At 72.4% G+C, this 26,228-nt stretch carries 21 protein-coding genes and 1 tRNA gene; 11 read left to right on the top strand and 11 right to left on the bottom strand.

Annotated features, from left to right (window positions below):
- Positions 1-56: 56 nt before the first annotated feature.
- A complete protein-coding gene (locus OG948_RS20130) occupies positions 57-347 on the top strand; it encodes a hypothetical protein (protein WP_395864511.1) in 291 nt (96 codons plus the stop codon).
- A gap of 133 nt (positions 348-480) precedes the next feature.
- Here OG948_RS20130 and OG948_RS20135 read toward each other — a convergent pair whose 3' ends face one another.
- Positions 481-684 (bottom strand): hypothetical protein, encoded by a 204-nt coding sequence (locus OG948_RS20135; RefSeq protein ID WP_395864509.1) that lies wholly within the window; start codon positions 682-684, stop codon positions 481-483.
- A 141-nt stretch (positions 685-825) separates the two neighbouring features.
- On the opposite strand from OG948_RS20135, the gene OG948_RS20140 reads away from it, so the two are divergent.
- Positions 826-2,463: an MFS transporter gene (locus OG948_RS20140; protein ID WP_406297850.1), complete on the top strand. Its 1,638-nt coding sequence runs from the start codon at positions 826-828 to the stop codon at positions 2,461-2,463.
- A 254-nt stretch (positions 2,464-2,717) separates the two neighbouring features.
- On the opposite strand, the gene OG948_RS20145 is transcribed toward OG948_RS20140, so the two are convergent.
- The 6 genes from OG948_RS20145 to OG948_RS20170 all read right to left on the bottom strand — a co-directional run bounded on the left by OG948_RS20145 (position 2,718) and on the right by OG948_RS20170 (position 10,839).
- Positions 2,718-3,206, bottom strand: a complete 489-nt coding sequence (locus OG948_RS20145) for a YcxB family protein (protein WP_406297851.1) — start codon at positions 3,204-3,206, stop codon at positions 2,718-2,720.
- A 34-nt stretch (positions 3,207-3,240) separates the two neighbouring features.
- The gene (locus OG948_RS20150; protein ID WP_406297852.1) at positions 3,241-4,941 is read right to left on the bottom strand and encodes a PrsW family glutamic-type intramembrane protease; all 1,701 of its coding nucleotides are present in this window, start codon (positions 4,939-4,941) and stop codon (positions 3,241-3,243) included.
- 137 nt (positions 4,942-5,078) lie between these two features.
- Positions 5,079-5,807 (bottom strand): tRNA (guanosine(46)-N7)-methyltransferase TrmB, encoded by a 729-nt coding sequence (trmB, locus tag OG948_RS20155; RefSeq protein WP_406297853.1) that lies wholly within the window; start codon positions 5,805-5,807, stop codon positions 5,079-5,081.
- A 24-nt stretch (positions 5,808-5,831) separates the two neighbouring features.
- Positions 5,832-8,027, bottom strand: coding sequence for an FGLLP motif-containing membrane protein (locus tag OG948_RS20160; protein ID WP_406297854.1), 2,196 nt, complete (start codon positions 8,025-8,027; stop codon positions 5,832-5,834).
- 105 nt (positions 8,028-8,132) lie between these two features.
- Positions 8,133-9,350: an L-2-hydroxyglutarate oxidase gene (gene lhgO, locus OG948_RS20165; RefSeq protein ID WP_406297855.1), complete on the bottom strand. Its 1,218-nt coding sequence runs from the start codon at positions 9,348-9,350 to the stop codon at positions 8,133-8,135.
- 88 nt (positions 9,351-9,438) lie between these two features.
- The gene (locus OG948_RS20170; RefSeq protein ID WP_406297856.1) at positions 9,439-10,839 is read right to left on the bottom strand and encodes a cytochrome P450; all 1,401 of its coding nucleotides are present in this window, start codon (positions 10,837-10,839) and stop codon (positions 9,439-9,441) included.
- Between the two features lie 284 nt (positions 10,840-11,123).
- Here OG948_RS20170 and OG948_RS20175 point away from each other — a divergent pair.
- Positions 11,124-11,197, top strand: a tRNA-Met gene (locus OG948_RS20175).
- A gap of 102 nt (positions 11,198-11,299) precedes the next feature.
- Here the strand turns inward: OG948_RS20175 and OG948_RS20180 are convergent.
- The gene (locus OG948_RS20180) at positions 11,300-12,829 is read right to left on the bottom strand and encodes an MFS transporter (protein WP_406297857.1); all 1,530 of its coding nucleotides are present in this window, start codon (positions 12,827-12,829) and stop codon (positions 11,300-11,302) included.
- Between the two features lie 451 nt (positions 12,830-13,280).
- Between OG948_RS20180 and OG948_RS20185 the strand changes: the two genes are divergently transcribed.
- From OG948_RS20185 to OG948_RS20200, 4 genes are all read left to right on the top strand, one after another.
- Entirely contained in the window at positions 13,281-15,209 is a 1,929-nt protein-coding gene (locus tag OG948_RS20185; protein ID WP_406297858.1) for an albusnodin/ikarugamycin family macrolactam cyclase, read from the top strand.
- Positions 15,210-15,928: 719 nt separating this feature from the next.
- On the top strand, positions 15,929-17,074 hold the full coding sequence (locus OG948_RS20190) for an acyl-CoA dehydrogenase family protein (RefSeq protein ID WP_406297859.1): 1,146 nt from the start codon (positions 15,929-15,931) through the stop codon (positions 17,072-17,074).
- Between the two features lie 14 nt (positions 17,075-17,088).
- Positions 17,089-18,129 carry a phosphotransferase family protein gene (locus tag OG948_RS20195; RefSeq protein WP_406297860.1) on the top strand — a complete coding sequence of 347 codons (1,041 nt, stop codon included), beginning with the start codon at positions 17,089-17,091 and terminating at the stop codon, positions 18,127-18,129.
- Positions 18,130-18,224: 95 nt separating this feature from the next.
- Complete coding sequence (locus OG948_RS20200) at positions 18,225-18,677, top strand: universal stress protein (protein ID WP_406297861.1); 453 nt, start codon at positions 18,225-18,227, stop codon at positions 18,675-18,677.
- Positions 18,678-18,744: 67 nt separating this feature from the next.
- Here OG948_RS20200 and OG948_RS20205 read toward each other — a convergent pair whose 3' ends face one another.
- Entirely contained in the window at positions 18,745-19,485 is a 741-nt protein-coding gene (locus OG948_RS20205) for a TetR/AcrR family transcriptional regulator (RefSeq protein ID WP_395864490.1), read from the bottom strand.
- A gap of 219 nt (positions 19,486-19,704) precedes the next feature.
- Here OG948_RS20205 and OG948_RS20210 point away from each other — a divergent pair, with 219 nt between their 5' ends.
- Both OG948_RS20210 and OG948_RS20215 read left to right on the top strand, forming a co-directional pair.
- On the top strand, positions 19,705-21,036 hold the full coding sequence (locus OG948_RS20210; protein ID WP_406297862.1) for an NAD(P)/FAD-dependent oxidoreductase: 1,332 nt from the start codon (positions 19,705-19,707) through the stop codon (positions 21,034-21,036).
- A 223-nt stretch (positions 21,037-21,259) separates the two neighbouring features.
- Positions 21,260-22,876, top strand: a complete 1,617-nt coding sequence (locus tag OG948_RS20215) for a SpoIIE family protein phosphatase (protein ID WP_406297863.1) — start codon at positions 21,260-21,262, stop codon at positions 22,874-22,876.
- A 215-nt stretch (positions 22,877-23,091) separates the two neighbouring features.
- Here the strand turns inward: OG948_RS20215 and OG948_RS20220 are convergent, their stop codons facing one another.
- Entirely contained in the window at positions 23,092-24,351 is a 1,260-nt protein-coding gene (locus OG948_RS20220) for an MFS transporter (protein WP_406297864.1), read from the bottom strand.
- A 382-nt stretch (positions 24,352-24,733) separates the two neighbouring features.
- Here OG948_RS20220 and OG948_RS20225 point away from each other — a divergent pair, with 382 nt between their 5' ends.
- Together OG948_RS20225 and OG948_RS20230 are read left to right on the top strand one after the other, a co-directional pair.
- On the top strand, positions 24,734-25,288 hold the full coding sequence (locus OG948_RS20225) for a MarR family winged helix-turn-helix transcriptional regulator (RefSeq protein ID WP_406297865.1): 555 nt from the start codon (positions 24,734-24,736) through the stop codon (positions 25,286-25,288).
- A gap of 77 nt (positions 25,289-25,365) precedes the next feature.
- Complete coding sequence (locus OG948_RS20230) at positions 25,366-25,635, top strand: hypothetical protein (RefSeq protein WP_395864481.1); 270 nt, start codon at positions 25,366-25,368, stop codon at positions 25,633-25,635.
- A gap of 47 nt (positions 25,636-25,682) precedes the next feature.
- Here OG948_RS20230 and OG948_RS20235 read toward each other — a convergent pair whose 3' ends face one another.
- Positions 25,683-26,180 carry a DUF6328 family protein gene (locus OG948_RS20235; RefSeq protein ID WP_406297866.1) on the bottom strand — a complete coding sequence of 166 codons (498 nt, stop codon included), beginning with the start codon at positions 26,178-26,180 and terminating at the stop codon, positions 25,683-25,685.
- Positions 26,181-26,228 lie beyond the last annotated feature (48 nt).

The following is a 26,228-nucleotide window of genomic DNA, read 5'->3' on the forward strand; positions in this document are numbered from 1 at the left end:
AGGAGCAACCGGATACTCGGCGGCAGACTGCCTACTCGGCGGTGGGAAGGTCGGCCATGGCGCGCGACAGGCTTCCGGACGGCGCGAGAAACGCGGCGGCGCGTACCGGTGTGCTCCTGGCACTGACCATCGTCGCGGCGATGGTCGCGCTGCTCGGCGTCTGGGCGCACACGTGGTTCTGGGTGTGGGCGATGTTGTTCGTCGGCCTGGGCATGCTCGGCATGGCGTGGAGCGCGCTGGAGATCCTGATCGCGCTCCAGGTGGCCGAGGAGCAGCGGGACCGGGACCGGGGCGTCTACCAGGTACGACCGGTCGAGATGCGTCCTCGGCGGCGCACCGGGCGCTGACCCGCCGCCGGAGCGGCCCACCCGCCCGTGCGATCGGCCTCACGTCGCCCGCCCCACCCGCGGGCCCGCTTCGCCGCGCCCGGCGCGGGGCGCGGCACCCCGATCGGCGCCGCGCCGCGCGAGCCGCGAGCGGTCAGGGGACGATGCGCTCCACTGCGGCCGCACCCAGCTCGGCCAGCCGCCGCCGGGCCTCCTCGATGTTCTTCTCGGTCAGGTCCTTGCCCTCCGCGAGCACCAGGTCCTCGGGATCGACGGGCGTCTCGGCGCCGCTGCGCAGGTCCATCCGCGGTCGGTCGCCCTCGGGGATCTCGTCCACGGGAATCCGCTCGTCACTCATGTCGCCGTCCTTCGCTCGGAACTGGAGTCGGTGCCCCCGCACCGCACCCGACTACCCGTTGCGACCGGGGTGGGAACCCTGCGGCAAACTTTTTATACAAGCGTCATAGACAAGTGTCTTATACGCTCGTACAGTTCCTGCATGACCTCCACCACAGCCAAGGCCGGCCGCAAGGAATGGATCGCTCTGACGGTCCTGCTCCTCCCGCTCCTGCTCGTGTCGATGGACATGGGCGTGCTGTACTTCGCGCTTCCGTTCATCAGCGAGGACCTCGAGCCGACGGCTCCGCAGCAGTTGTGGATGATGGACGTCTACGGCTTCCTGCTGGCCGGCCTGCTGATCACGATGGGCGCGCTCGGCGACCGGATCGGCCGGCGCAGGCTGCTGCTGATCGGTGCGGCGGCCTTCGGGGCGGCCTCGGTGGCCGCCGCCTTCGCGAACAGCGCGGAGATGCTGATCGCCACCCGCGCGCTGCTCGGTGTGGCCGGTGCGACGCTGATGCCCTCGACCCTGGCGCTGGTCCGGAACATGTTCCACGACCCCGCCCAGCGCCGGACCGCGATCGGGGTGTGGACCGCCGCGCTGACCGCGGGCGCCACCCTCGGCCCGGTGGCCGGCGGCCTGCTCCTGGAACACTTCTGGTGGGGCTCCGCGTTCCTGCTCAACGTGCCCGCGATGGTGCTGCTGCTCGCGGTCGGCCCGTTCCTGCTCCCCGAGTTCAAGGACGCCGCCGCCGGTCGGCTGGACCTGGTCGGCGCCGCGCTCTCGCTGGTGGCGGTGCTCGGCGTGATCTACGGGATCAAGGAGATCGCGGCCGAGGGCGTCGAGCCGCGGTACCTGATCTGCATCGCGGTCGGTCTGGTCGTGGGCTTCCTGTTCGTCCGCCGCCAACGCACCGTCGCCGACCCGCTGATCGACCTGGGACTGTTCCGCAACCGCGCCTACAGCGCCTCGATCGCGGTCAACGTGATCGCGAGCATCGCGATGATGGGCTCCGCGCTGTTCAACACCCAGTACATGCAACTCGTGCTCGGCATGCGTCCGTTGGAGGCGGCGCTGTGGTCGCTGACGGTGATGCCGGTGATCATGGTCGCGCTGACCGTCTCCGGCATCGCGGCCAAGCGGGTGCGGCCCGGGTTCCTGATCGGCGCGGGACTGCTGCTCGCGGTGGCCGGCTTCGTGGTGATGAGCTCGGCCCGACCCGGCTCGCCGTTGGCGCTGGTGCTCGCCGGTGCCGGACTGGTGGCCGCCGGGGTGCTGATCGCCACCACGCTGACCGCCGAGATGATCCTGACCGCGGCACCGCCGGAGCGGGCCGGCGCGGCGGGGGCCACCTCGGAGACCGGCAGCGAACTGGGCGGGGCGCTGGGCATCGCGATCCTGGGCAGCGTGGCGGACGCGGTGTACGGACGGGACATGCGGGACGCGAGCCCCGAAGGGGTGCCCGCCGACGCGCTGCACGCGGCGAACGACACGCTGGCGGCGGCGAACGCGGCGGCCGGGCGGCTCTCCGGGCAGGCGGGCGACCGGCTCCTGGACACCGCGCGGGACGCCTTCACCCACGGCATGCAGTACGCCACGCTCGGCGGCGCGGTCCTGCTGGCGCTGGCCGCGATCGTGGCGGCCGGGGTGCTGCGCGACGTACCGGTCGCCGCCGCGGCCGAGGCGGACGCCGCGGAACTCGCCGCGGCGCAGACGAAGGAACCGCGCGAGGCGGACGGGTTCGGCCACGCGCCCGCCGCGGCCGACGGCTCGACCGAGCCGGTCCGTACCCATTGAGGAACGGCTCGCGCACGCCCCGCCGGGTGTGGGTGGGCGGCCGGAGGTACCCGAAGGCGACCCCGCGAGGGGTCGCTTTTGTGGTGAATGCGGGAAATGCAGAACGGATGAAGGCCGATGATGCTCGCAGGACCGGATAAACGTGCCCGATCAGGTCGAATCGGTATTGATTCTCGCCATTTCGACCAACCGGGCCGTGCCGAAAGCCTTTGCCCACAGGTTTTCCACAGGATGTGGATCTTCCTTGTGGAAGATCAGCGTGCTGCCCGGCTCCGGCTGTGGATAAACGTCTCCAGTTCGAGGTTCTCGGCGTCCGAAAAGACCCGGCGGGGAATGGTCATCGCCTGGGTGGGGCCGAACTCGAAGATCCATTGCTCGTCCACCGAGCGCACCTTGCGGAAGGTGTCCCACTCGGTGACGCTGCGGCTGCCGCCGAGCGTGGTCACGAACTCCTCGTCGGTCACGGTGACCTCGCACGGCACCCCGTGCATGTGCTTGTTCTGGCGCGCCGCCTGGATCGGTGCCCAGAACCGCAGCGCGAGCATCGCCAGGCCGAAACCCACGAACGCGAGCGGCCACAACACGGTCGTACCGGACAGCAGCGCCTTCGTCACCAGGACGACGCCCAGCACCGAGAGCACCGCCCCGGCCCCGAACAGACCCCGGAAGAGCCCGCGCCGAAAGGCGAGCACGCCCTCCGCGATATCGGCCTCGGTCGGGACGTAGGTGGTCGAGATATGCACCCGGCCATGGTCGCACGCGGTCGACCCGAGCCGGCTACGCCTCCCGGCGCTCCCCGTACGGCGGGCCGTCGGGCGGCGGGTGCGGGGCGTCACCGGGGCGGGCGTACCAGATGGGCGGGCCCGGCGGCCCGGTCCGGGCGGGCACGACATCGTCGGCAGACGCCTGTGGCGGACCCCACGGCGAGCCGGACTGCCCGGTCGGCTCGGCCCGGGCGCCGTTGGCCGCGTGCCGGGGCGGTTGCCACGGCACCGGGGCGCCGTACGGCGGCGCGGGTCCCCAGGCGGGGTGCGCGGCCGGATGCCGAGCCGGCGGCACCCACCCGGGCGGCGGCGGTCCGAACGGCGCCGTTCCCGCCGGCGGTCCCCAGCCGATCGGCGCCCCGTACGGGGCCGCTCCGGCCGGTGGCCCGTACGGTGCCACGCCCGGCGGCCCGTACGGCATCGGCCCCGGCGGGCCCCACCCGGGCGGCGGCTTGATGTAGCGCCAGCGCGGCGACGGCATGGTGTGGTCGATGACGTGTCCCAGACTCGGCTTCGCGGCCCACACCCGGTCCAGCAACTCCCGTTCCTGTTGCGGATACTCCGGCATCGGACCGCGGCGCGACCGGCCCGCGCGCCGGCGCAGCTCGGCGAGCAGCGTGGCGTCCGCCTGATACGCGCGCAGCCGCGCCACGCCGGCCGGGCCCAGTGTGGTCCGCGCGGTCCGCAGCGCACGCGAGCGGTCCGCCATCGAGGACAGCAGCAGCGGCTCGTGCGGCCGGAACCAGCCCGCCGCGACATACCCCGGCAACTCGTCCTCGACCGCGCGCAACTGATCGCGGCGCACGATCACCGCGTACCAGACGAGCGCGCCCAGGATCGGCATCATGACCAGGAAGTACACCCCGAGGAAGGCCAGGCCCTGGCTGGCCGAGCCGTTCCAGGCCGCGTGCAGGCCGACCGCGCACAGGTACCCGCCGAGCGGGAGCAGGATCCGCGCCTGGCGGGACCGGGCCAACAGCGAGAGGCCGAAGCCGAGGCCGATCATCGAGGTGAACAGGGGATGGGCGAACGGCGACATGATGCCGCGTGCGATGAAGGTGCCCCACGTGGTGCCCAGACCGTTGCCGCTGTCCTCGCTCGCCGCGAACTCGCGGCCGAAGTACAGGATGTTCTCGGTGAACGCGAAGCCCGCCGCGCTGACCGCGGCCGGGATCAGCCCGTCCAACACGCCTTTGAAGCTGCTCCGGATGGTCACGAACAGCAGCAGGACCGCGAGCCCCTTGACGCACTCCTCGACCACCGGCGCCACGATGGTCAGCCCGAGCAGCTCGGCGTCCTCTTCACCCTTGAGGTCCATCAGCTTGTCGAACGACCAACTGTTCGCGAGCAGCGCCACCAGTGCGCCCGCGCACGATCCCCACGCGAACGCGAAGAGCAGGCTCTTCCACGGCATCGGCCGGACCCGGCCCAGCCACACGATCGCGCTCACCACCAGCGGGGCGGGCACCAGCGCCAGCAGCGCGCCGACCAGCAGTCCCTGCGCGCCGATGGTGTCGCCGAGCATGACCGCGACGGTGACCGCGCAGCCGAGCAACGCGAGGACGAGCACGGATATTCGGGCGGTCTGGTTCGCGGCGAGCGCGCGCACCCCCGACTTCTCCGCGGGCCCCGGTTCGTACAGGGCGAACTCGTACGCGGCCCGGTCCGGGGGGACCGGACCGGCCGGCGCGTCGGGTCCTCGCTCAGCGTCCATATGGGGTGACGATAACGCCGCGCGGTGCCGCGGCGCCCCTCTCTCGCTTGGCTGTGACTTGGTCGGTATGGGTGCCTTGCCGAGATCGGGCCGGGCCGGCGCGCCTCGGATGTGGTCGCCTCGGGCCGAGCGCCGGATCAGCGGCGGCGGAACAGCAGATCCGCGACCTCGTGGCCCTTGTCCAGCCCCTGCTGTTCGAAGCGGGTGACCGGTCGCCAACTCGGCCGGAGTGCGTAGCCGTCGACGGTGTTGACCAGTTCGGGCTCGGCGGAGAGCACGTCGAGCATCCATTGCGCGTAGTGCGCCCAGTCCGTCGCGCAGTGCAGCGTCCCGCCCGGGACCAGCCGCGACGCGGCGAGCGCGGCGAAGCCGGGCTGGATCAGCCGGCGCTTGTGGTGGCGGGTCTTGGGCCACGGGTCGGAGAAGAAGACCCGGATGCCCGCCAGGCAGGCGGGCGGCAACATGTCCCGGAGCAGTTCGATCGCGTCGCCGTTGGCCACCCGTATGTTCGTCAGCCCCCGGCGCTCGGCGTCGTGCAGCAGGCTGCCCTGGCCCGGGGTGTGCACGTCGATGGCGAGCACGTTGGTGCCCGGATCGGCCTCGGCCATCGCCGCCGTGGTCTCGCCCATGCCGAAGCCGACCTCCAGCACCACCGGACGGTCGTCGCCGAACAACTCGCCCAGGTCCAGCCGCCGGTCCGCGACGTCGAATCCCCACCGCTCCCACAGCCGGTCCAGCGCGTCGCGCTGGGCGAGGGTGACCCGCCCCCGTCGAGGGGTGAAGCTGCGCACGGTCGCGAGGTGTCGGATCGGTCGATCGGTGATCGGGACGCCGGAGGCGGTCGAGGCGCCGGGAAGAGGGGACATAAGACAAGGATTTTACGGCCGAACCTACGATCGGCCGATCGTCGGGGGAACACCGGGCATCGGCGGCGGCGCGCCCGTGGGTCCGGGCACCGTCGACGCGATCGGCGCGGGGCGCGGTCCCGGCGGACCCGGCGGCGGTCCCGGGCGCAGCCGGAACACCGCCCAGAACGCCACGGACGCGATCAGGAAGGCGCCGAACAACCACACCGCGCGCAGCCACATCTCCCGGGTCGCGCCCGTGCTCACGCCGGTCGGGTCGAGCAGGGTGAGCAGGAACAGGAACACCGCGACGGCGTACACCGCCGCCCAGCCCCGGCGGCTCCAGCGCCACAGCAGGTGCCCGTCCAGGAAGCGGATCGGCAGCAGGCCGAAGAGCAGACCGATCACCGCGGCGACGTAGGTCTGGGTGAGCACGTTCTCGGCCAGTACCCAGCCGAAGGCCGGCGTCTCGTCGTCGGCCAGTACGTGCTCGACCGGGATCCGCCACACCCACGCGCTCACGCCGAGCCCGGCGAGCGCCCACGCGCCCAACGCGCCGGCCCGTCCGTCCTCGCGCTCGGACAACCGGCGCAGCCCGGCGTGGGTGAAGGCCAGGAACAGCCCGTAGAGGTAGCCCGGCACCAGGTGCCCGAGCCGGGACCCGATCCCCAGCAGCAGCGCGACCACCAGGGCGCCGGGGACCAGGTGCGGGAAGGCGCGGATCCGCGAGACGCGCCGGCGGTACGCCTCGGCCACGCCGGAGTAGGCGAGCACGGTGAGCGGGATCGCGATCAGCAGGGACAGCGCGAGCGCGTACGTGCCGGTGTCCAGGGCGACGTTCGGTTCGACCGCGACGGTGCCGAGCGCGGACAGCGCGACGAAGACGAGTACCTGGAGTCGGGGCGCTCGGGGCATCGAGCGCGGGCGGGCCGCGCCGGGCCGCAGCCGGCGACGGATCCGTAGCCGGTTCTCCTCCACGGTCTTGTTGAACAACTCGGCCGCGAAGCCGATCAGCGGGAGCGCGAGCGCCGTGCCGACACCGGCCGCCGCCAGGGGCGCGGGGTGGTCGAGCAGATCGTCGGGGGAGGGCAGGCGGCGCGCGGAGTCGGTGCGGTCGGTGGATCGGCCCGCCTCCGCCGAGGCCTCGGCCGGACTTCGGGTCGGCAGCACGGTGAGCGCGAGCCGGACGCTGCCGTCCAGGCGCTCGGTGGCGCACGCCGCGGTGAGCTCGGCCGGTCCCTCGGGCAGCCCGGCGGGCACGGTCAGCTCGCCCTCCACCCGGCCGTCCGGGCCGACCGGCACCCGGGCCAGCTCCCGGTCGCCCCGGCGGATCGCCACCTCGGCCGGCGCGCCGTCCAGCCGCGCGGCGCAGCCGGTGAAGCCCGTTCCGCTCGCCCGGATCCGGTCGCCGCCGCCGGCCCGGGTCGCGGAGAGGGTGAACGTGGCGGGTGCGACCGCGAGTTCGGCGCCCAGGACGGTGTCCGCGTCGACGACGCCGAAACCTTCCCGGCCGGCCAGGCAGGACACGGTGAACTTGTGCCCGCCGCGCACGGGCGTCTGCGGGATGCGTACCCGCAGTGCCCGGGGTCCCTCGTACTCGGCCGGGGCGTAGAACGTGGTGACGAAGCGACCGTCCCAGAAGAGCGCGCCGCTGTGCGTCGCGTAGGCCGGGCCGCAGCGCAGATCGGTCCACACGGTGACCGGCGCCTCGGGCGCGGCCTCGGCCGGCTCGACCACCAGCCGCCGGGTCGCCAGGGTCGCCGGCGGCGGACCCGGCGCCGGGAAGCCGTTCGGATTGCCGGGTTCGCTCTCCGGATAGGCGAACGTGGCCTGTGCCATCGGCGCGGGGTGGACCACCGAGCCCCGGTCCGTGCACACCGTGCGGAAGCCCTGATCGCCGGTGTAGATCGGCGGGTCCAGGGTGAAGCGCACGGTGAAGCCGTGATCCCGCGCCGGGTCGATCGGGACGTCCGCCGCGATCAGCCGGTCGGCGCCCATCACGTTCGAGCGCAGCCGCGCGTCGTACCCGATCACGTCGACCCGACCGCCGGCACAGCCGGTGTGCCCGGTGCCCCGAAGCGTCACCACGTCACCCGGGCGCAGCGGCCCGCCCGGGGAGATCACCAACCGGGCTCCCGGGGTGTCCGCGTGCGCCGGCGGGTGGCCGCCGAGCAGCACGCACAGCAGGCACAGCACGAACGCGGCGCCCACGGACAGGATCCGCGGAAAGGCGGATTTCACGGCCACAACAGTCCCCCGATCGCCGGCCCGCGCCCATGATCTCGTGCCGGACCGGCGGACGGCGACCGCGCCCGGACGTTCCGCGCACCCGATCCCGGTCCGGGGTCAGCGGCCGGCGAGTGCGCCCAGGCGTTCGCCGACCCTGGTGGCGATCTCGTCCCCGATCGGCAGCGACGCGGTCGCGGCGGGCGAGGGCGCGTTCAGTACGTGGATCGTGCGCGGGCCGCCGGTGATCAGGAAGTCGTCGACCAGATCGCCGTTGGGCCGGACCGCCTGGGCACGCACTCCCGCCGGGGCCCGGACCAGGTCGTTCGCGGTGACCTCGGGCAGCAGTCGCTGCACCTCGCGCACCATCGCGGGCTTGGCCACCGAGCGCAGCAACTCGCCCGCGCCGTAGCGCCAGTGTCGGCGCGCGATGTGCCACATGCCCGGGTAGGCCAGGGTCTCGGCCAGTTCGCGCGGCGCGATCCGGGCCCACGAGTAGCCTTCGCGACGCAGCGCCAGGACCGCGTTGGGCCCCACGTGCACGTCGCCGTGGATGCCCCGGGTCAGGTGCACGCCCAGGAACGGGAAGGCCGGATCGGGCACCGGGTAGACCAGCCCGCGCACCAACCCGCGTCGTGAGGGCACCAGTTCGTGGTATTCGCCGCGGAACGGGACGATCCGCACCGGCGGCGGATCGCCCGCCAGCGCCGCGATCCGGTCGCTGTACAGGCCCGCGCAGTTGACCAGGATCCGCCCGCGCAGCTCGCCGAGCCGGGTCTGGACGACCACCTCGTCCGGATGCACGGCCAGGTCGACCACGCCCGCGCCGGTGCGCAGCGCGACACCGCGTTCGTGCAGCAGCGCGACCAGGGTCCGACACACGTCGGCGTAGTCCACGATGCCGGTGGAGGCCACGTGCAGGCCGCCGACGGACAGGACGTGCGGCTCGCGTTCGCGGACCTGCTCGGTGCCCAGTTCGGTGACCGGCACGCCGTTCGCCAGGCCGCGCTCGTACAGCGCGCGCAGGCGCGGGAGTTCGTGCACGCTGGTGGCGACCACGAGCTTGCCGGTGACGTCGTGCGCGATGTCGTGCCGGGCGCAGAAGTCCGTCATCCGGCGGGCGCCCTCGACGGCGAACCGTGCCTTGAGGCTGCCCGGGCGGTAGTAGAGGCCGGAGTGGATCACCCCCGAGTTGCGGCCGGTTTGGTGGGCCGCCCACGAGGTCTCCTTCTCGACCACGGCGACGGTGCGTCCGGGGTCGCGTTCGGTGATCGCGTACGCGGTGGCCAGGCCGACGATCCCGCCGCCGACCACCACCACGTCGTAGGTCAACGTCATGTGAGAGCACACCTCCGGCCTTCGACCCTAGACGGTGCGGGCCGGGAGGGGGTGTCGGACGGCGGACGCCGGTCGCCGACCGGTCGGCTCACCGGCCGCGACGCCACCTCGCCGGGGACCACCACGCGGTGGACGCGGCCGGCGCCGGGGAGGGGACCGGGTCCTGCCGCACGGGCGGTGCGGGTGTGGGTACGGGCTCGGGCGTCGGCGGCGCGGGGGTGGGAGCCGGCTCGGGGGTCGGGTCCGGCTGGGCGGCGGGTGCCGGCCAGGGGGCGCCGCCGTGGATCGGGTGGTCGGGGGTGAAGGCGACCGGCAGCGCGGCGAGGGCGCGGATCCAGGGGGAGGATCGCCAGGTGAGCCTGTCCGGGCGGACGGCCAGGCGCAGGTCGGGCAGCCGGTCGAGCAGCGTGTCCACGGCGGTCTTGGCGATCAGCCGGGCGTGGTCTCGCGCGGGACACATGTGCGGCCCGCCGCCCCAGGCCAAGTGCGCGCGATTGCCTGTTAGTTCGGTGCCGGCCGTCCGTACGGCGGGGTCGGCGTTCGCGGCCGCGATGCCCAGCACCAGGAAATCGCCGCCGCGAATCACGGTGCCGCCGAGCACGGTGTCCTCGGTGGCCCAGCGACCGGCCGCGTTCTGCATCGGCGGGTCCTGCCACAACACCTCGTCCAGCGCTTCGTCGGTGGTGTGCCGGCCGCCGGTGAGGGACGCGTGCAGGTCGTGGTCGGTCAGCAGGATGCGCAGCGCGTTGCCGATCCAGTTGGCGGTGGGCTCGGTCGGGGTGATCACGAGCAGGTCCTCGATCACCTCGGCGTCGGTCAGCCCGGCCGGGTGCGCGATCAGCCAGGACGTGACGTCCGCGCCCGGCGTGAGGCGCTTGGCCGCGACCAGGTCGGTGATCATCTTGTGGAAGGCCCGTTGATGCGCGAGCGCGTCCGGACCGCCGTCGAACATCCCGTTGATCGCCCGGACCAGGTGCGGTCCGTCCGGGGCGGGCATGCCGACCATCCGGCCCATCGCCAACAGTGGCAGCCGTTGCGCGTACTCGGTGAGCAGGTCGGCCTCGCCCCGGGTGACGAACGTGTCGATCAGCGAGTCGGCCATGTGCTCGATCTCGCCCCGCAGGGCCCGCCGGTCGACCCGGCCCAGGCTGTGCGCGACGGCCGTGCTGCGCCTTCGGTGCTCGGCCCCGTCGGCGCACAGGACCGACGGGCGATACTCGACCATCGGCGCCGGCGGCCAGTCGTCCGGGACCAGGCCCTTGATCCGGTCGCGCCACAACCGCGAGTCGTGCGAGAACAGGACCGGATCGCGCAGCACGGCCAGCACCTCGTGATAGCCCAGGACCAGCCACGCCCGCACGTCGCCCTCGAGCACCACCGGTGCGACGGGACCGTGCCGTTCGCGCAGTTCCCGGTACAGGCCGGCCGGGTCGGTCTCGAAGCGCGGGCCGGTCAGGGCCGCGTACGGGCAGCCGGATCTCTCGGTCATCTCAGGACACATCCCGCTCCGCCGCTGCCACGGCTGTCGCCGGCGCACATCGGCCCGCCCCCGGTGGGCGACCCGCCCCCTCTACGGCCCGGAACCATATCGTGCCCGCGATCGCTTGCCACCGGTTCGAATCGGACAGGAACGGCCTTTCTCCGTACGGGAATCGATCTTCGCCCCGGGAGAGCCGGCCGGACCCGGCCCGCGGCCCGCCCGAACGGACGGGCCGGCCCTCGCGGGAATTGGTCGTGGGCACGGTCGCGATGGCGTACAGTTGGGTTTACCGACGCGGGGTGGAGCAGCTCGGTAGCTCGCTGGGCTCATAACCCAGAGGTCGCAGGTTCAAATCCTGTCCCCGCTACTTGGATCGCAGGCCCGACATGCACATGTCGGGCCTGCGGCGTTTTCCGGGACGGCGCCGCACGGTTGCCCGCGCCGGTCGCGGGGACGGTCCCGATGCGGCTCAGACGGTGATTCCGCCGACCAGCCTGGCGCGTTCGGTGAAGTCCTTGACCGCGCGCACGTCGGCGTACGGCTTGAGGCCGACCATCAGGTCGTTGAGGTAGGCCGCGTTGCGGGACGAGTGCACCCGGTCGGCGATCTCCAGGGCCTGTCGGCCGGTCGCGCACGCCGCCTCGATCTCGCCCGCGCGCAACTCGGCCTGGGCGCCCACGGCCAACCGCAATCCGTGCGAACGCTGGAACGCCTCGCCGCGCAGGCCCGCGAGCGCCTGCGCGGTGAAGTAGCGGGTGCGCTCGGGCATGCCGAGGTCGCGGTAGCACTCGGCGCCGTCCGCGCACAGTCGATCCCACGTGAAGAAGTCGATCCACTCCGGGTCGGCGTCGCCCGGGCGGGATCGCTCCAGGTGCGCCTCGGCCGCGTTCAGCGCCCGTCCGCAGCCCGCCGCGTCGCCGGCCCGGGCCTGGGCGCGGGCCTCGACCAGGTGCAGGAAGCCGGTCACCCGCGCGGTCGCGATGCCCTTGTTCCGCTCGATGGCGGCTTGCGCGAGGTCCACCGCGATGTCGGGGTTGCCGCGATAGGTGGCCTGCAGGCTCATCGACGCGAGCACGTAGCCGCCCAGCGGTACGTCCGCCGCGGCGCGGGCCAGCCGCAGGGCCTGGATGTAGTAGCGCTGCGCGACCTCGTGTTGGCCGGTGTCGAAGGCCATCCACCCGGCCAGCCGGGAGAGTTCGGCGGTGGCGCCGAACAGCCGGCGGCCCACGTCGTCGTGGTAGCTGCCGCGCAGCAGCGGCGTCGCGTCGCAGCGCAGACACTCCGGCACCATCGACGCCCGCCAGTCGCCGCCGCCGTACTTGCTGTCCCACCGGCGGGCCTCCTCGGCCGCCTCGCGCAGCTTGGTGACGTCGCTGTGGCCGACGTGCGACCCGGTGCCGCGGTGCTCGGCGCGGGCGTCCGCGGGGGTGATCAACCATCGGGCCATCGGGGTGCCGTAGGCGGTGACGGCGAACGTCCCGGCGAGCAACTCGCGTCGATTCACGTGGTCGTGCCTCCACAGGTCGGTGGCGGTGCGAACTGCCTCCCCGACGTCGCGTGGGAAGGCCAGACCGAGATCGGGATCCACCGGCCGGCTGTCGTCCAGGCCGATCTCCTCCAGCGGCACCGGGCGGCCCAGGCGCTCCGCGAGCACGGCCGCGATCAGGTGCGGCACGGGGCCCTGTGGAGTCATCCCCTTGCCGACCCAGCGGGCCACGGAGGTCTTGTCGTAGCGGAGGGACAGGCCGCGCCGCGCGCCCAGATCGTTGACCCGGCGGGCGAGCCCGGCGTTGCTGACCCCGGCGACGCCCAGCAGTTCGCCGAGTCGGCCGTTGGGTCCGCGTTCGCGCGGGGTCCGGGGGCGGGGGTCGACGGCCTCCGGGCCGGTGTGGTCGGGCGCGGGGACGAGACGGACGCGGTCGGGGGGCGCCTGCTCGGCGCCGGCCGGGGAATCGCCGAAGGAGCCGTCGGACCCGGCGCCGACGCCTCCGCTCACCACCCCCGGATCGGGGACCTCCGGGTCACCGTGGCCGGGAGCACAACGCCCCGACTGATCCTGCTTGGGACTGCCGCGCATAGTTTGCCCCCAAAGGCAACCCTCCGTCCGCCTCAGCGTAACCGGACCGGCCACCGTCGGTAAGGGAGATATTCGCCATTCCGGGGTGTCGCGCGACGGGATTTCACGTGTCGTTCGTGGTCGAGCCGCCGCCGGGACAACGCTTGGCCAAGCCGTCGCCAAGGCCCGGTCGCAATCATTGACAGAACGTACTTGACGGCGCGTCAGTACCCAGGCACGGTCAAAAGGAACCATGCGCCGGGTGTGTGTCCCCGTGCGCCGTCGGATGCGCTCTACTCAGGCTTGCCTAACCTTGGTTCCATGGAAGTGTCGGAGCACATACGGCCGGTATCCATGGTGGTTCGCGCGGAGCCGTTACCCGAAGGGGGTCGAGATGCGCTGGTTCGCAGGGACGTCCGAGAGTCGGAGCGTGACCCGGCCGACCGGGGCCAGGACGCTGTGGGATGGCTCCGATCCGCTGTGGCTGGTGGGGGATTGGCCCGCGGACGAGGTCCGGGTGGTCAGCCGGGGCGGGATGCGGATGGCGGTGCTCGGGGTGTGCGGCGCCACCGACGCCGAGCTCGAGGTCGGTCTCGCGGTCGCCCGCGGCGGCGCGCTGCGCCACCTGACCGGGTGGGCCGGCAGCTATCACGTCGTGCTGCGTACCGGCCTGCGCACCGTGGTGCTCGGTGATCTCGCGGGCGTACGCCAGGTGTTCCACGCCGAGCCGGCCGACGGCGTGGTCTACGCCTCGCACGCGCTCCCGCTCGCCGACCTGACCAGGGCGGGCCTGGACACCGAGGCGTTCGCGGCCCGACTCGCCTGCCCCGATGTGCCCGAACTGGTGGCCGGACGCTCGATGTTCGTGGGAGTCGGCCGGCTGGAACCAGGCCATGCGCTGGACGTCGCACACGGCGTCGCGCGGGTCCGGCTGTACGAACAGCACCGCTCCCCGCTCGACTTCCCCGGCGCCGCCGACGCGCTGGGTCGTGCGCTGAACGACGCGGTCGGCCGGCGGGTGGCCGGATCCAAGCGCCCCGGCGCGGATCTGTCCGGTGGACGGGACTCGGCGGTGCTCGCGCTGCTCGGCGCCCGCTCGGTGTCGATGGCCAAGTCGCGCGACCTGCTCGCGGTCACCTGGGCCGAGCCGTGCGCCCCCGGCGACCCGGAGTCCGCCGCCGACATCGTCGCCCGCTCGGCGCGGCTGCGACACCTGGTGATCCCGGGCGGCGTCGACCACCTGCCCTACACCGGCCTGGAGGACGTGCTCGGCGGCGCGGTGATGCCCGACGAACCGGGCTTCTCGCTGATCGGCATGGCCCGAACCACCCGTACCCTCAACGCCATTCGCGACGCCGGCATCGACATGCACATCACCGGCTACGGCGGGGACGCGGTGCTGGGCACCCCGCTCGCCTACCTCGCCGACCTGGCGATGGACCGCCGCCGGATGACCACCGCCCGACACGCCCGCACCTGGGCGCGCAATCTGGGCATGAGCGGCCACGAGCTCGCGAGCACCGCGAACCGGGTCGCGCGTACCACCTTCTCCCAGGCGCTCGACCAACTCGCCGAGGTCTTCGCGGGTTCCGGTCGGGTGGCCCCGGGCCCGGCCGCCGCGATCGCGTGGTGCACCGCGGCCCCCACGGCGGTCTGGACGACGCCGGACATGCGCCGCCGTCTTGCCGTGTCGCTGCGCCGCCTCGCGGGCGAGTCGGTGGTCTCCGCCGGATCCGTTGTCGCCGCGGACCCGGCGGTGCACGGCCGTCCGGGGGACCGCGCCGCATGGGTCGCGGTCCGCCGGGCGGCTGAGCGGCAACGTGCCTGCCAGCAGCTCGCCGAGCGGATCGGGGTGCGGGTCCAGGCGCCGTACCTGGACACCGCCGTGGTGCGGGCGGGGTTGTCCCTGCCGGCCTGGGCGCGCGATCGGGACGACGGGCCCAGGGCGCTGCTCACCGCGGCCGTGCAGGGGTTGTTGCCCCGACACACGCTGGGCGAGGTGCATCGGGCCGACTACACCGAGGCGGAGCGGCGCGGGTTGCGGCTGAACGCGCGCGTGCTGCGCGATCTGTTCGCCGATCCGCTGCTGGCCGAACTGGGTGTGCTCGATCCGGTCGAGGTGCGGCACACGCTCGACCGGGCGATCGGCGGCCCGAACCTCGGCAAGGGCGAACCGGCCGCGCGACCCGACCTGCCGCTGGGCGCGCTCGCCGACATCGTCTCGGCCGAACTGTGGCTGCGCGGCGTCTGGGAGGGCCGAGTCATGCGCTGGGACGCAACCCCCAGCTCCGCCCCAGGTATCCGCATGGCCGCCGTCGCCTGAACCCCGCACACGCCTTCACCCGGCCGCGCAAAGGGCGCGCACGCCTTCGCGCGGTCGGGTGGACGGCGGGCACGCCTTGCGCGGTCGCGTGCCCGCCCACGCCCGGATCGCACGCGCGCCGTCGACCACAGCCCGCCGCACCCTCGGCACGGCCACCGAGGGTCGCGGCACCCCCGACCACGCCCGGAGGCCGCCACGATGACCCGTGGCCACGGGGCCTCCGGGCCACCACCGCGCGCTTGCCCGCCGGGCCCGCCATCGATCAGGACGCGGCGCCCGCCCGCGCGGGGTGCGTGAACGGCCACCCTCCGGGCGGACCTGGCCGCAGCCGTCGCCCGACGCGACCGCTCGGGCGTGCCCGCCGGTCGCGGCGCGATGCGGTGGTTCCGGTGCCCGGGAGCCCGTCTGCCCGGCCCAGCGCGCCTGAGCGGACATGGGCGCCCCGTTCCCGGGGTCGCTCGCTCGTCCCATCCGCGCCTCCCGTCCCGTTCGCCGCGCGGTCGCCCCCGCGGGCGTCTCCGCTCGCGTCGCCCACTTCGCTCGCCGCGCGGACGGTCGCGTGCTCGGGCGGTGGGGTGGGCGTTGTTTCGGGGCTTCGGGGGTGGGGGCCTTGATCCGCTTTCGGTGCGGACCTAGCATGCGAGCACGTGGCACCTACCGACCGGTAGGAATGTCCGATTCGGCTCGATCCACCGCGACACCGCAGGGGGAGCACACACATGAGGGACCGCCACCTCGAACCCGAGCACATCGCGTTCCGCGAATCCGCGCGCGAGTTCTTCCAGCGCGAGGTCGTCCCGTTCCACGACCAGTGGGAGAAGGACGGCATCGTGGACCGCTCGGTCTGGCTCAAGGCCGGCAAGCAGGGGCTGCTGGGCATCGATGTGGACGAGCGCTACGGCGGCGGCGGAGTGTCCGACTTCCGCTACTTCGCGACGCTGTCCGAGGAGCTGATCCGGGTGGCCGCCTCGGGTGTGGGCTTCGGGCTGCACAACGAGGTGGTCGCGCCGTACCTCAACGACCTGGCCACCGACGAGCAGAAGGAGCGCTGGCTGCCCGGCTTCTGCTCCGGTGAGATCATCACCGCGATCGCGATGACCGAACCCGGCGCGGGCAGCGACCTCCAGGGTGTGCGCACCACCGCGATCCGCGACGGCGACCACTACCTGCTCAACGGCGCGAAGACCTTCATCACCAACGGCATCAACGCCGACCTGGTGATCGTGGTGGCCAAGACCGACCCCGCGGCCAAGGGCAGCAAGGGCATCAGCCTGATCGTGGTCGAGCGGGACATGCCGGGCTTCGAGCGCGGGCGCAATCTGGACAAGATCGGGATGAAGGCGCAGGACACCGCCGAACTGTTCTTCGCCGACGTCCGGGTGCCGGTGGCCAACCTGCTCGGCGAGGAGAACCGCGGCTTCTACCACCTGATGAACAACCTGCCGCAGGAGCGCCTGGGCATCGCGAGCGCGGCGGTCGCCGGCGCCGAGACGGTCTTCGCACACACCCTGGAGTACGTCAAGACCCGTACCGCGTTCGGCCGCCCGATCGGCTCGTTCCAGAACACCAGGTTCGAACTGGCGGAGATGGACACCGAGTTGGACATCGCGCGCACGTACGTCGACGACTGCGTCATGAAGCACATCGCCGGCGAGCTGGACGCGGTCGCGGCCTCGAAGGCCAAGTGGTGGACCACCGACCTGCAAAAGCGCGTGGTCGACCGCTGCCTGCAACTGCACGGCGGCTACGGCTACATGCTGGAGTACCCGGTGGCCAAGGCCTTCATCGACACGCGCGTGCAATCGATCTACGGGGGGACGAACGAGATCATGAAGGAAATCATCGGCCGTTCCCTCGGCATCTGAAGCGGAGTGCGAACATGACGCAGAGTCCCCTGGCCGAGGCGTTGCGGCCGGAAGCCATCACGGCCTGGCTGGCCGAGCGGACCGAGGTGCGCGCACCACTCGGCTTCGACCTCGTGCTCGGCGGTCGCTCCAACCTCACCTACGTGGTCTCGGACGCCGACGCGCGCCGCTGGGTGCTGCGTCGGCCCCCGTTGGGGCACGTGCTCGCGACCGCGCACGACATGGGCCGCGAGCACCGGATCCTGGCCGCGCTCGGTTCCGGGCGCACCGACGTGCCGGTGCCGCCGGTGCTCGGCCTCTGCACGGACGACACGGTCAACGGCGCGCCGTTCTTCGTGATGGACTTCGTCGACGGGCACGTGATCCGCTCCGCCGAGGACGCGACGAAGCTGCTCACGCCGCAGGCCCGGCAGCGGGCCGGAGAGCAACTCGCGGACGTGCTCGCCGCGATCCACGCGGTGGACGTGGACGCGGTGGGCCTGGGCGAACTCGGCCGTCGCGAGGACTACATCGGGCGCCAGTTGCGCCGCTGGCATCGCCAGTGGGAGGCCACCCGGGTGCCCGGGATCGAGGCGATCGACGAGGTGCACGACGCGCTCGCGGCATCCGTACCGGCGCAGCAGGGCGCCACGATCGTGCACGGCGACTTTCGGCTCGACAACGTGATCCTGGGCCCGGACGGCACGGTGCGGGCCGTGCTGGACTGGGAGCTGTGCACGCTCGGCGATCCGCTCGCGGACGTGGGCACCACGCTCATGTACTGGGTCGAGGCGGGCGAGGACGGCGCGTTGTTGCCCGCCGACGGCACCGCGAGCGAGGGCTTCGTCGACCGGGCCGCGTTCGCCGCGCGCTACGCGGCGGCCACCGGTCGGGATCTGTCGCACATCCGCTGGTACCAGGCGTTCGCGTGCTGGCGGCTCGCGTGCATCCTGGCCGGCGTGCTCGATCGCTACACCGCGGGCGCGATGGGCGACCAGGACGCGGCCGGCCGGTTCACCGCCGACGGCCTGCGCGCGCTGGCCGAGCGCGCGCGGGAGATCCTCGCGCACGCCTGACCGCCGTCCGGGTGGCGTTGCCGCGGATAGGTGAGCGCGCGACATCCGGGTGGTATGGGGCCCTCCACATCCGGATCCGGTGACGAGGAGGGCCCATGGCCGACGCTGAGCCGAAGGGCGTCGTGGTCGGCGTGGACGGGTCGGAGCCGGCCCGGCGGGCGCTGGACTGGGCGATGACCGAGGCCGAGCTGCGCGGCCTGCCGTTGTACGTGGTGACCGCGCAGCCCGCGACGCCCGGGTATGTGCTCCCGGCGCCCGACCCGAACTTCCAGGAGGACCTCGAGCGGGTGCTCGCCGAACTGCGGATCCGTACCGAGACCACGTTCGCCGAGGTGAACGGCGAACGCGAGCGGCCGTTCGACGGGCGTGCGGAGGTCCGGGTGTATTCGGGGACGGCGACCGAGGTGCTGCTCGGGATGTCCGAGCGGCACGAAATGGTCGTGGTGGGCTCGCGCGGTTCCGGCGGCTTCTCCCGCCTGTTGCTCGGCTCGGTCAGCACGGCGGTGGTGCACCACGCGGCGTGTCCGGTGCTCGTGGTGCGCGGCTGATCGGCGCGAAGCGGGTGCGTGGGTCAGGGAGAGCGAACCCGGGAGACCGGGCTCGGCTCGGTGCAGCTCAGCTCAGGAAAAGGGTGTCCAGCTCGTCCTGCGTGAACGGCTTCCCGGGCAGCGGGGACGAGTGTCCCGCGTGCAGGCCGTCGAGCAGGATCTCCAGATACCGGCCGGCGATGGTCAACCGCTGTGGATGCGGAAGCCCGGACGGGGGCAACAGGCACGACATCATCAGCGAGATGTCCGCGTCCGAGACGTCCGCCCTGAGCAACCCGCCGGCCTTGGCCCGATCGACCAACACTCCTACCGCATCGTTGAGTTCGGCGCGCGAGGAGCTCATCTCCTCGGTCACCGGCACTCGGCCGCTGAGCGCGGGGAACAGCCGCCCGGCACCCGAGCCGACCGCGCGACGTAAGTAGCGCGCGAGGGCGGACCACGCGTCCGGCTCCTCGTCCAGCGCGTTGATCGCCTCGGCGGTGAGCCGATTGGTCTCGGCGATCATGATCCGCTGGACCAGTGCCTCCTTGCCGGTGAAGCGGCGGTAGATGGTGCCCACCCCGACCCCGGCGCGGCGGGCTATCTCCTCCATCGGAGCGTCGTAGCCCAGCTCGCCGAACACCTCGCGGGCCGCGCGGAGCACCTGTTCCAGATTGCGCCGGGCGTCGGTGCGCAACTGCGGCGACGGCTCGGCCGGCCGGCTTCGTTGCGGCTTGCGAGCCGGCGGGATCGTCGTCGTGTGCCGACCCCCGATGCCGTCGCCGGTGTCCTGTGTCTTCGTGGTACGCGTACGCGAAGCGCCGCTCATAGCGTCTCCCCCGAAAGGCAAGTGTGTCGATTCCCCCACCAGACCCCGCTTTGCCCAGGGCGTCGAGACTACCCGAACCGACCCCGCCCCAGAAGCGGAATCCGACAGCACGGTTGTGAAGATATCGCTGACCGCTGACGTCTCGTCACCAACCGTGCGGGGCACGCAAACGCGATGAACATCTGTCTGTGGCCGCCGGAAAGGGGCAGAGTGGGACGCATGACGACCTCGACTCGGCCCGAGCGCATCCTGATCGTCGGCGGCGGCTACGTCGGCATGTACACGGCCCTTCGCCTGCAACGGAAACTCAAGGCGGGAGAGGCGACGGTGACCGTCGTCGAACCGCAGTCGTACATGACCTACCAGCCCTTCCTCCCGGAGGCCGCGGCCGGCGCCATCTCGCCGCGGCACGTGGTGGTCCCGCTGCGCTCGGTGCTGCCCAAGTGCCGCATCGTGACCGGGACCGTGGAGCACGTGAACCACGCGAAGCGGACCGCGACCATCGAATTGCTCGGTGGCGAGACCTACGACGCCTCCTACGACCTGCTCGTGGTCGCGCCCGGCTCGGTCGCCCGCACGCTGCCGATACCCGGCCTGGCCGAGTGGGGCATCGGCTTCAAGACCGTCGAAGAGGCCATCGCGCTGCGCAACCACGTGCTCGAACAGATGGACACCGCCTCCTCGACCCGGGACCCCTCGATCCGCGACCACGCGTTGACCTTCGTCTTCGTCGGCGGCGGCTACGCGGGCGTGGAGGCGCTCGCGGAGTTGGAGGACATGGCCCGCTACGCGTGCCGGTACTACGACAACATCACTCCGGCGGACATGCGCTGGATCCTGGTCGAGGCCTCGCCGCGGATCCTGCCCGAGGTGGGCGAGGACATGGGCCGGTACACGGTCGCCGAACTGCGCCGGCGCGGCATCGACGTACGGCTGAACACCCGACTGGAGTCGGCCCGCGACCGGCACGTGGTGCTCTCGGACGGCACCGAACTCGACGCGAGCACGCTGGTGTGGACGGCGGGCGTCAAGCCCAGCCCGATGCTGATCGCCACCGACCTGCCGCTGGACGACAAGGGCAGGCTCAAGGCGCGCGCGACGCTGGAGGTGGACGGCGTCCCCGGCGTGTGGACGGCGGGCGACTGCGCGGCGGTGCCCGATCTGACCAAGTCGGGCGAGGAGTTCACCGGCCCGAGCGCGCAACACGCGGTGCGCCAGGCGCGGGTGCTCGCCGACAACATCATCGCCACGCTGCGTGACCAACCGCAGCGGCAATACCGGCACAAGCACGCCGGTTCGGTGGCCTCGTTGGGCCTGCACAAGGGCGTCGCGCAGGTGTACGGGATCAAGACCAAGGGCCTGCCGGCGTGGTTCATGCACCGCACCTATCACCTCAGCCGGGTGCCCACGCTGAACCGCAAGATGCGCATCATGGCCGAGTGGACGCTGTCCCTGATGTTCCGGCGCGAGATCGTCTCGCTGGGTTCGATCGAACACCCGCGCGCCGAATTCGAGTACGCCACCCGAGGCGACCGCAAGCCCACCAGGTAGGCATGAACGACCGGCGGGCTCGTAGGCTGCCGTGGTGCCCGAGGGTTGAATGTCTCGCGACCGGGTCCCGTACATTGCCACAGCGCACTCCTGTGGTACCCCGAACGGAGGCCCGGTCACGGGACGTGATTCCCTCACGGCCGACTTTCGCCCACACTGGTGATGTCACCTGCGGTAAACCTCCATGCGCTTTGCGTGAACGAACTCCCTAGGAAGCGAGCGGTTGAACATCACTCGGTGGGGCGCCCGGCTGGCCGGTGACCGGCGGCGCTCGGTGCCGGCGGCACGCAGCCAGGAATCGAACGACACCTTCCCGTTGCGCGACGTGCTCGCCCACGCGCCCGCGCTGATCGCGGTCACCCGAGGGTCGAACCACGAGCTGTGTTACGTCAACGACGCCTACCGGGCGGTCTTCGGCGCGCGCAGATCGGGCGTTCCGGCCCGGGACGCGTTGCCCGAGCTGGCCGAGCACGGGCTGCTGACACTGATGGATCAGGTCTACCGGACCGGGCGCGGGCGGACGGTGCGCGCCCGCCGCGTCGACCATCGCGGCGAGACGTACCCCGGCATGCCGGAGAGCGAGCGCAGGCACGGCTACTACACGTTCGTCTGCACGCCGGTACGCCCCGAGGCGGCCGGGCGCGGCGGCGACACGCGGGGCGTGCTGGTCTTCGCGGTCGACGTCACCGACCAGGTGCAGGCCACCGACCGGCTGCGGGAGAGCGAGCGGCGGCACCGGCAGGCCGCGGTCACCCTGCAACGCAGCCTGCTGCCGCAGCGGCTGGAGAACCCCGACGACCTGATCGTGGCCGCGAAGTACCTGCCCGGCGGCACGGACGCCGCGGTGGGCGGCGACTGGTACGACGTGATCACCCTGGGCGCGGGCCGCACCGCGCTGGTGATCGGCGACGTGATGGGCCGGGGCGTGCGCGCCGCGGCGGTGATGGGTCAACTGCGCACGGCGGTCCGGGCGTACGCGCGGTTGGACCTGCCGCCGCACGAGATCCTGCAACTGCTCGACGAGACCGCGATGGAGATCGACGCCACCCAGATCGCCACCTGCGCGTACGCGGTCTACGACCCGGGAGAGGGTGTGCTGACCTATTCGACGGCGGGCCACCTGCCGCCGCTGGTCCGCGACGGCCAGGACGTGATCCACAAGCTCGACGACGCGAACGGGCCGCCGCTGGGCACGGGTGCGAGTTGGCCGCACACCTCCGGCCGGATCACCCTGGACCCGGGCTCGACGGTGGTGCTGTACACCGACGGCCTGGTCGAGCGCCGGGGCGAGGACCTGGACGAGGGCATCGACACGCTGGGCGCCGCGCTGTTGTCGTCGGTGGGCGAACCCGAGGCGGTCCGCGACCATCTGATCGCGCACATGCAGTTGCCCGAGGAACACGACGACGACATGGCCATGCTGGTGCTGCAACTGCCGCGTCGGGAAGGTGCCCAGGCCCGGTTGTTCCGGACCGCGTCGCTGGACCTGCTCGGCGGCAGCGAGGTGGCCGCGCGTGGCCGGGCGTTCACGTCGGGTGTGCTGGCGAGTTGGCAGGTCGGCGAGGAACTGCGCGAGTTGGGCGTGCTCGCGGTCAGCGAGTTCGTGGCGAACGCGCTCACCCACGGGGCCGCGCCGATGCGGTTGCGCCTTCGGCGCACCGACAGGCGGTTGATCGTCGAGGTCTCGGACGCGGACGATCACGTGCCGCGGCGGAGGCGGGCCGCGGCCGACGACGAGAGTGGGCGTGGGGTGGCGATCGTGGCGACGATCGCCAAGTCGTGGGGGAGTCGGCTCACGGACGAGGGCAAGACGGTCTGGTGCGAGTTCCCGTTGGGGTGATGGGGGTTTTGGCCTCATGCGCCGGCCGGGCTGGGTGGCCTCAAGCGCCGGCCGGGCTGGATTGGTTTTGGCTGACCTTGGGCGGTGGGTTGCTTTGGGGTGGCCTCAAGCGCCGGCCGGGCTGATTTGGCCTCAAGCGCCGGCCGGGCTGAGTTGGCCTCATGCGCCGGCCGGGGTGAGTTGGCGTCATGCGCCGGTCGGGGGGAGGTTGGTGGTCAGGCTGTGAGGGCCTGGGGGGTGGGGTGGGGGGTGGATTCGGCGATTATTGTGCCGTTTTGGGCGGGGTTGAGGGTGTGGCGCATGCGTAGGGCGAGTGCGGTGATCAGGAGTGAGCAGGCCATCAGGGCGGCCAGGTAGGGGCCGTACAGGCCGGCGCCGACCATGACGCCGGCGAAGGCCGGGCCCGCCGCCATGGCGAGTTGCTTCACCAGGGACTGGGCCGCGTTGTACTGGCCGAGCAGGTGCGCGGGTGCCAGGTCCGCGACCATCGGTCCCAGGGTCGGCGCGAGCAGCGACTCGCCCACGCCGAGCAGCGCGAACGTGATGATGATGGTGACCGCCGCCGCGACCTTGTCGCCGTGCACCAGACCGGACACCGCGGTCACGATCCAGGCGAGCAGCCAGACCAGGCCGGTGGCCGCGATCACCGTGCTGCGCCGGCGGCGCTGGGTGATCCGCAGGACGGTGAGCTGACCGAGCACGATCACCGCGGTGTTGGCCGCGAGCGCGACACCCAACATGCTCGGCGAGATCCGGCTGACCTCGGTCGCGAACGCGGCCAGGCCCGACTCGAACTGGCCGTAGCAGGTGAAGAAGATGACCGCGCTGACCACGCACAGCCGGACCATGGCGCGGTTTCGCAGCAGATGCCGGAAACCCGCGCCCGGCACCGTCCCGGCCGGCGCGGCAGGCACCGCGGGCAGCCGGACCGTGCCGCACACCGCGCCGAGCACCAGGAACATCGTGGTCTCGATGGCGAACAGCAGGGTGAAGCTGGCCGGCCGCGACGGGTCGACGATCAGGCCGCCGATCAGCCCGCCGATGCCCAGGCCCAGGTTGTTGAAGGTGAACTGGAGCGCGAACGCGCGAGCGCGGGTCGGCGCCGTCGTACACCGCACGATCATCGTCGCCAGCGCGGGCTGGATCGCGGCCACGCCGGCCCCGAGCAGCGCGGCGCCCACCATCACCGGCAGCTCGCCGCGGGCCAGACCCAGGGTCAGCGCGCCGAGCGCGGCCACCACCGAGCCGACCGCGACCACCGGGCGGGGTCCGCGCCGGTCGATCGCCGGACCGACCATCGGGAGCGCGCACAGCGCGGCGATGGCGAGCACGCTGAACATGAGGCCGGCCTGACCGGCCGACAGGTCTCGTACCCGCGTCACGTACACGAACAGGAACGGCACCGTGAAACCGCTGCCGAACGCGCTGAGCGCGTTACCGAGCTGGATCCGACGCAGAGCGCCCTGGGTCGCCATCACACACCTCCCGACTACCGGTCGCGCGGGCCGGTTGCTCCGGCCCGCGGGGATCGGTCCGCAGACCGGGCTCGGGCGTACGGAGGCGTGCGGGAGCAGCCGAGCCGACCGTCGCCGGCCCGGGGCATGCCCGAGTCCGGCGGCGAGGGACCGCCTGTATCCGCGTCGAGGCGGGTGCGCCGGGGGCGACCGGAGTCCAGGGCGCGCCTGGTCCGGGCCCACGCCGGCGTCGCCGCCGTGCCTGATCCGAAGAGTCCGAGTCCTCAAGCCTGAAGACTTCAGAGCTAAACTATACGGATCTATAGCGTCGACGTCCAACGCCTTGTGTCGCGACGGCCCGGAGACGGCGGCCGAGCGGGCCGAAGATGCGATACTTCCGGGCATGACAGAGGGGGCCGAGCAGGCAACAGCGGACGAAGGCGACATCGAGGAGTACCTCGCCGTCTTCCAGCGCGAGTTCCCCGAGGTGGACCCGCAGGTCGAGACGATCGTGGCGGCGCTGTCCAAGCTCAACCGCCGGATGAACGTCGCGTACGGCCGCCAACTCACCGCGCTGGGCATCACCAACGCCGAGTGGGAGGTGCTCAAGGCGCTGGTGCTGGTCGGCCGCCCCTACCGGCTCAGCCCCGGCGACCTGGCCCGCCGATTGGGCCTGACCCCGGCGGCGATGACCCATCGGCTGGACCGGATGGTCGCCGAGGAGTTGGTCACCAGAACCCGGGACGAGCAGAACCGGGTGCGGGTGATCGTCGAACTGACCACGACCGGTCGGGACGTGTGGCTGCGCGTGGTGCGCGAGGCCGCGGTCTTCGAGGCCGGTCTGCTCCAGGACCTGGGTCCGGCCGAGCGGCACGCGCTCGCGGCCGGCCTGCGCGGCATGCTGGCGCGGGTCGAGGAATCCCAGCCGGACGCGGGCGGGCGCCTGGACACGGAGTGATCCGGCGGGCTCCGAGCGCTGCCACGCTCGGGTGCGCCGCCCACGGCGGGACACCGGACGAGAAGGGGACCGGATACATGCGAGTGCGCATTCCGCGGCAACGCGGCGACATCGAGCGGCTGGACCGACCGCTGCCCGAGGGACTGTCCAGACCGGCGCCGCGCATCCTGCGCGCGCCGCGCCCGAGGGCCCCGCGCCCGGCCGAGGACCCACTGCTCGACTACCGCCTGGTGGTCACCCGCACGCTGATCCGGCACCGGCCCGCCGAGGCCGGCGAGTGTGGCTGCGGCGTGCCCGTACCGTGCCCGGTCCGGGCACACGCGGCCCGGCTCCTGGAATGGGTCTGATCCGATTCGGATCCGACGCGACCCGCTGAAGCCTTGTGCGCGAAGCTTCAGGGAAGCGGGTCGCCGGCCCGCCGGAAGCGGGTGATCACCGGCTGGAGCAGCCACACCCACAGGATCAGCGCCGAGAGCGGGATCGCCACGGACAACGCCCAGGAACGGCCGAACAGGTAATCCACGACCAGCAGGATCGCCGAGGTCATGGCCACCGCGAGGGCGAGGGCGCCGGCGATCCCGTAGCGGTTCGACCGCCTGAGCAGGACGTCCTTGGCGCCGCCCCGGAACAGCAGTCGATGCTGGACGGCCGGTGCGATGAAGCAGACCGAGGACAGCGCGGTCGAGATCAACGCCACCAGGAAGACGTCCTTCTGGAACTCGGTCACCCGCGCGAAACCCTGCGCGAACGGCACCGTCAGCAGGAACGCGTACATGAACTGCACACCCGGGATCGCGATGCGCAGCCCTTGGAGCAACTCGTTCAGTTCGCGGTCCAGCCGCTCCTTCGACGTTTCGTCCATGGTGGGCTGCTGCCCGAAGAAACGTTTCACATCCTCTCCCGGCGCTGTGAAATCACCGGCCCGCGACGCCGGCGCGGC

The organism is Embleya sp. NBC_00888 (assembly GCF_045207655.1).
Lineage (GTDB): Bacteria > Actinomycetota > Actinomycetes > Streptomycetales > Streptomycetaceae > Embleya.

Coding starts and splice junctions, on each gene's coding strand:
- OG948_RS20170 (WP_406297856.1), bottom strand. CDS start 10,839: ATGACCGAGAGATCCGGCTGCCCGTACGCGGCCCTGACCGGCCCGCGC.
- OG948_RS20205 (WP_395864490.1), bottom strand. CDS start 19,485: ATGAGCGGCGCTTCGCGTACGCGTACCACGAAGACACAGGACACCGGC.
- OG948_RS20210 (WP_406297862.1), top strand. CDS start 19,705: ATGACGACCTCGACTCGGCCCGAGCGCATCCTGATCGTCGGCGGCGGC.
- OG948_RS20230 (WP_395864481.1), top strand. CDS start 25,366: ATGCGAGTGCGCATTCCGCGGCAACGCGGCGACATCGAGCGGCTGGAC.
- OG948_RS20225 (WP_406297865.1), top strand. CDS start 24,734: ATGACAGAGGGGGCCGAGCAGGCAACAGCGGACGAAGGCGACATCGAG.
- OG948_RS20140 (WP_406297850.1), top strand. CDS start 826: ATGACCTCCACCACAGCCAAGGCCGGCCGCAAGGAATGGATCGCTCTG.
- OG948_RS20190 (WP_406297859.1), top strand. CDS start 15,929: ATGAGGGACCGCCACCTCGAACCCGAGCACATCGCGTTCCGCGAATCC.
- OG948_RS20130 (WP_395864511.1), top strand. CDS start 57: ATGGCGCGCGACAGGCTTCCGGACGGCGCGAGAAACGCGGCGGCGCGT.
- OG948_RS20150 (WP_406297852.1), bottom strand. CDS start 4,941: ATGGACGCTGAGCGAGGACCCGACGCGCCGGCCGGTCCGGTCCCCCCG.
- OG948_RS20200 (WP_406297861.1), top strand. CDS start 18,225: ATGGCCGACGCTGAGCCGAAGGGCGTCGTGGTCGGCGTGGACGGGTCG.
- lhgO (WP_406297855.1), bottom strand. CDS start 9,350: ATGACGTTGACCTACGACGTGGTGGTGGTCGGCGGCGGGATCGTCGGC.
- OG948_RS20220 (WP_406297864.1), bottom strand. CDS start 24,351: ATGGCGACCCAGGGCGCTCTGCGTCGGATCCAGCTCGGTAACGCGCTC.
- OG948_RS20135 (WP_395864509.1), bottom strand. CDS start 684: ATGAGTGACGAGCGGATTCCCGTGGACGAGATCCCCGAGGGCGACCGA.
- OG948_RS20195 (WP_406297860.1), top strand. CDS start 17,089: ATGACGCAGAGTCCCCTGGCCGAGGCGTTGCGGCCGGAAGCCATCACG.
- trmB (WP_406297853.1), bottom strand. CDS start 5,807: ATGTCCCCTCTTCCCGGCGCCTCGACCGCCTCCGGCGTCCCGATCACC.
- OG948_RS20185 (WP_406297858.1), top strand. CDS start 13,281: ATGCGCTGGTTCGCAGGGACGTCCGAGAGTCGGAGCGTGACCCGGCCG.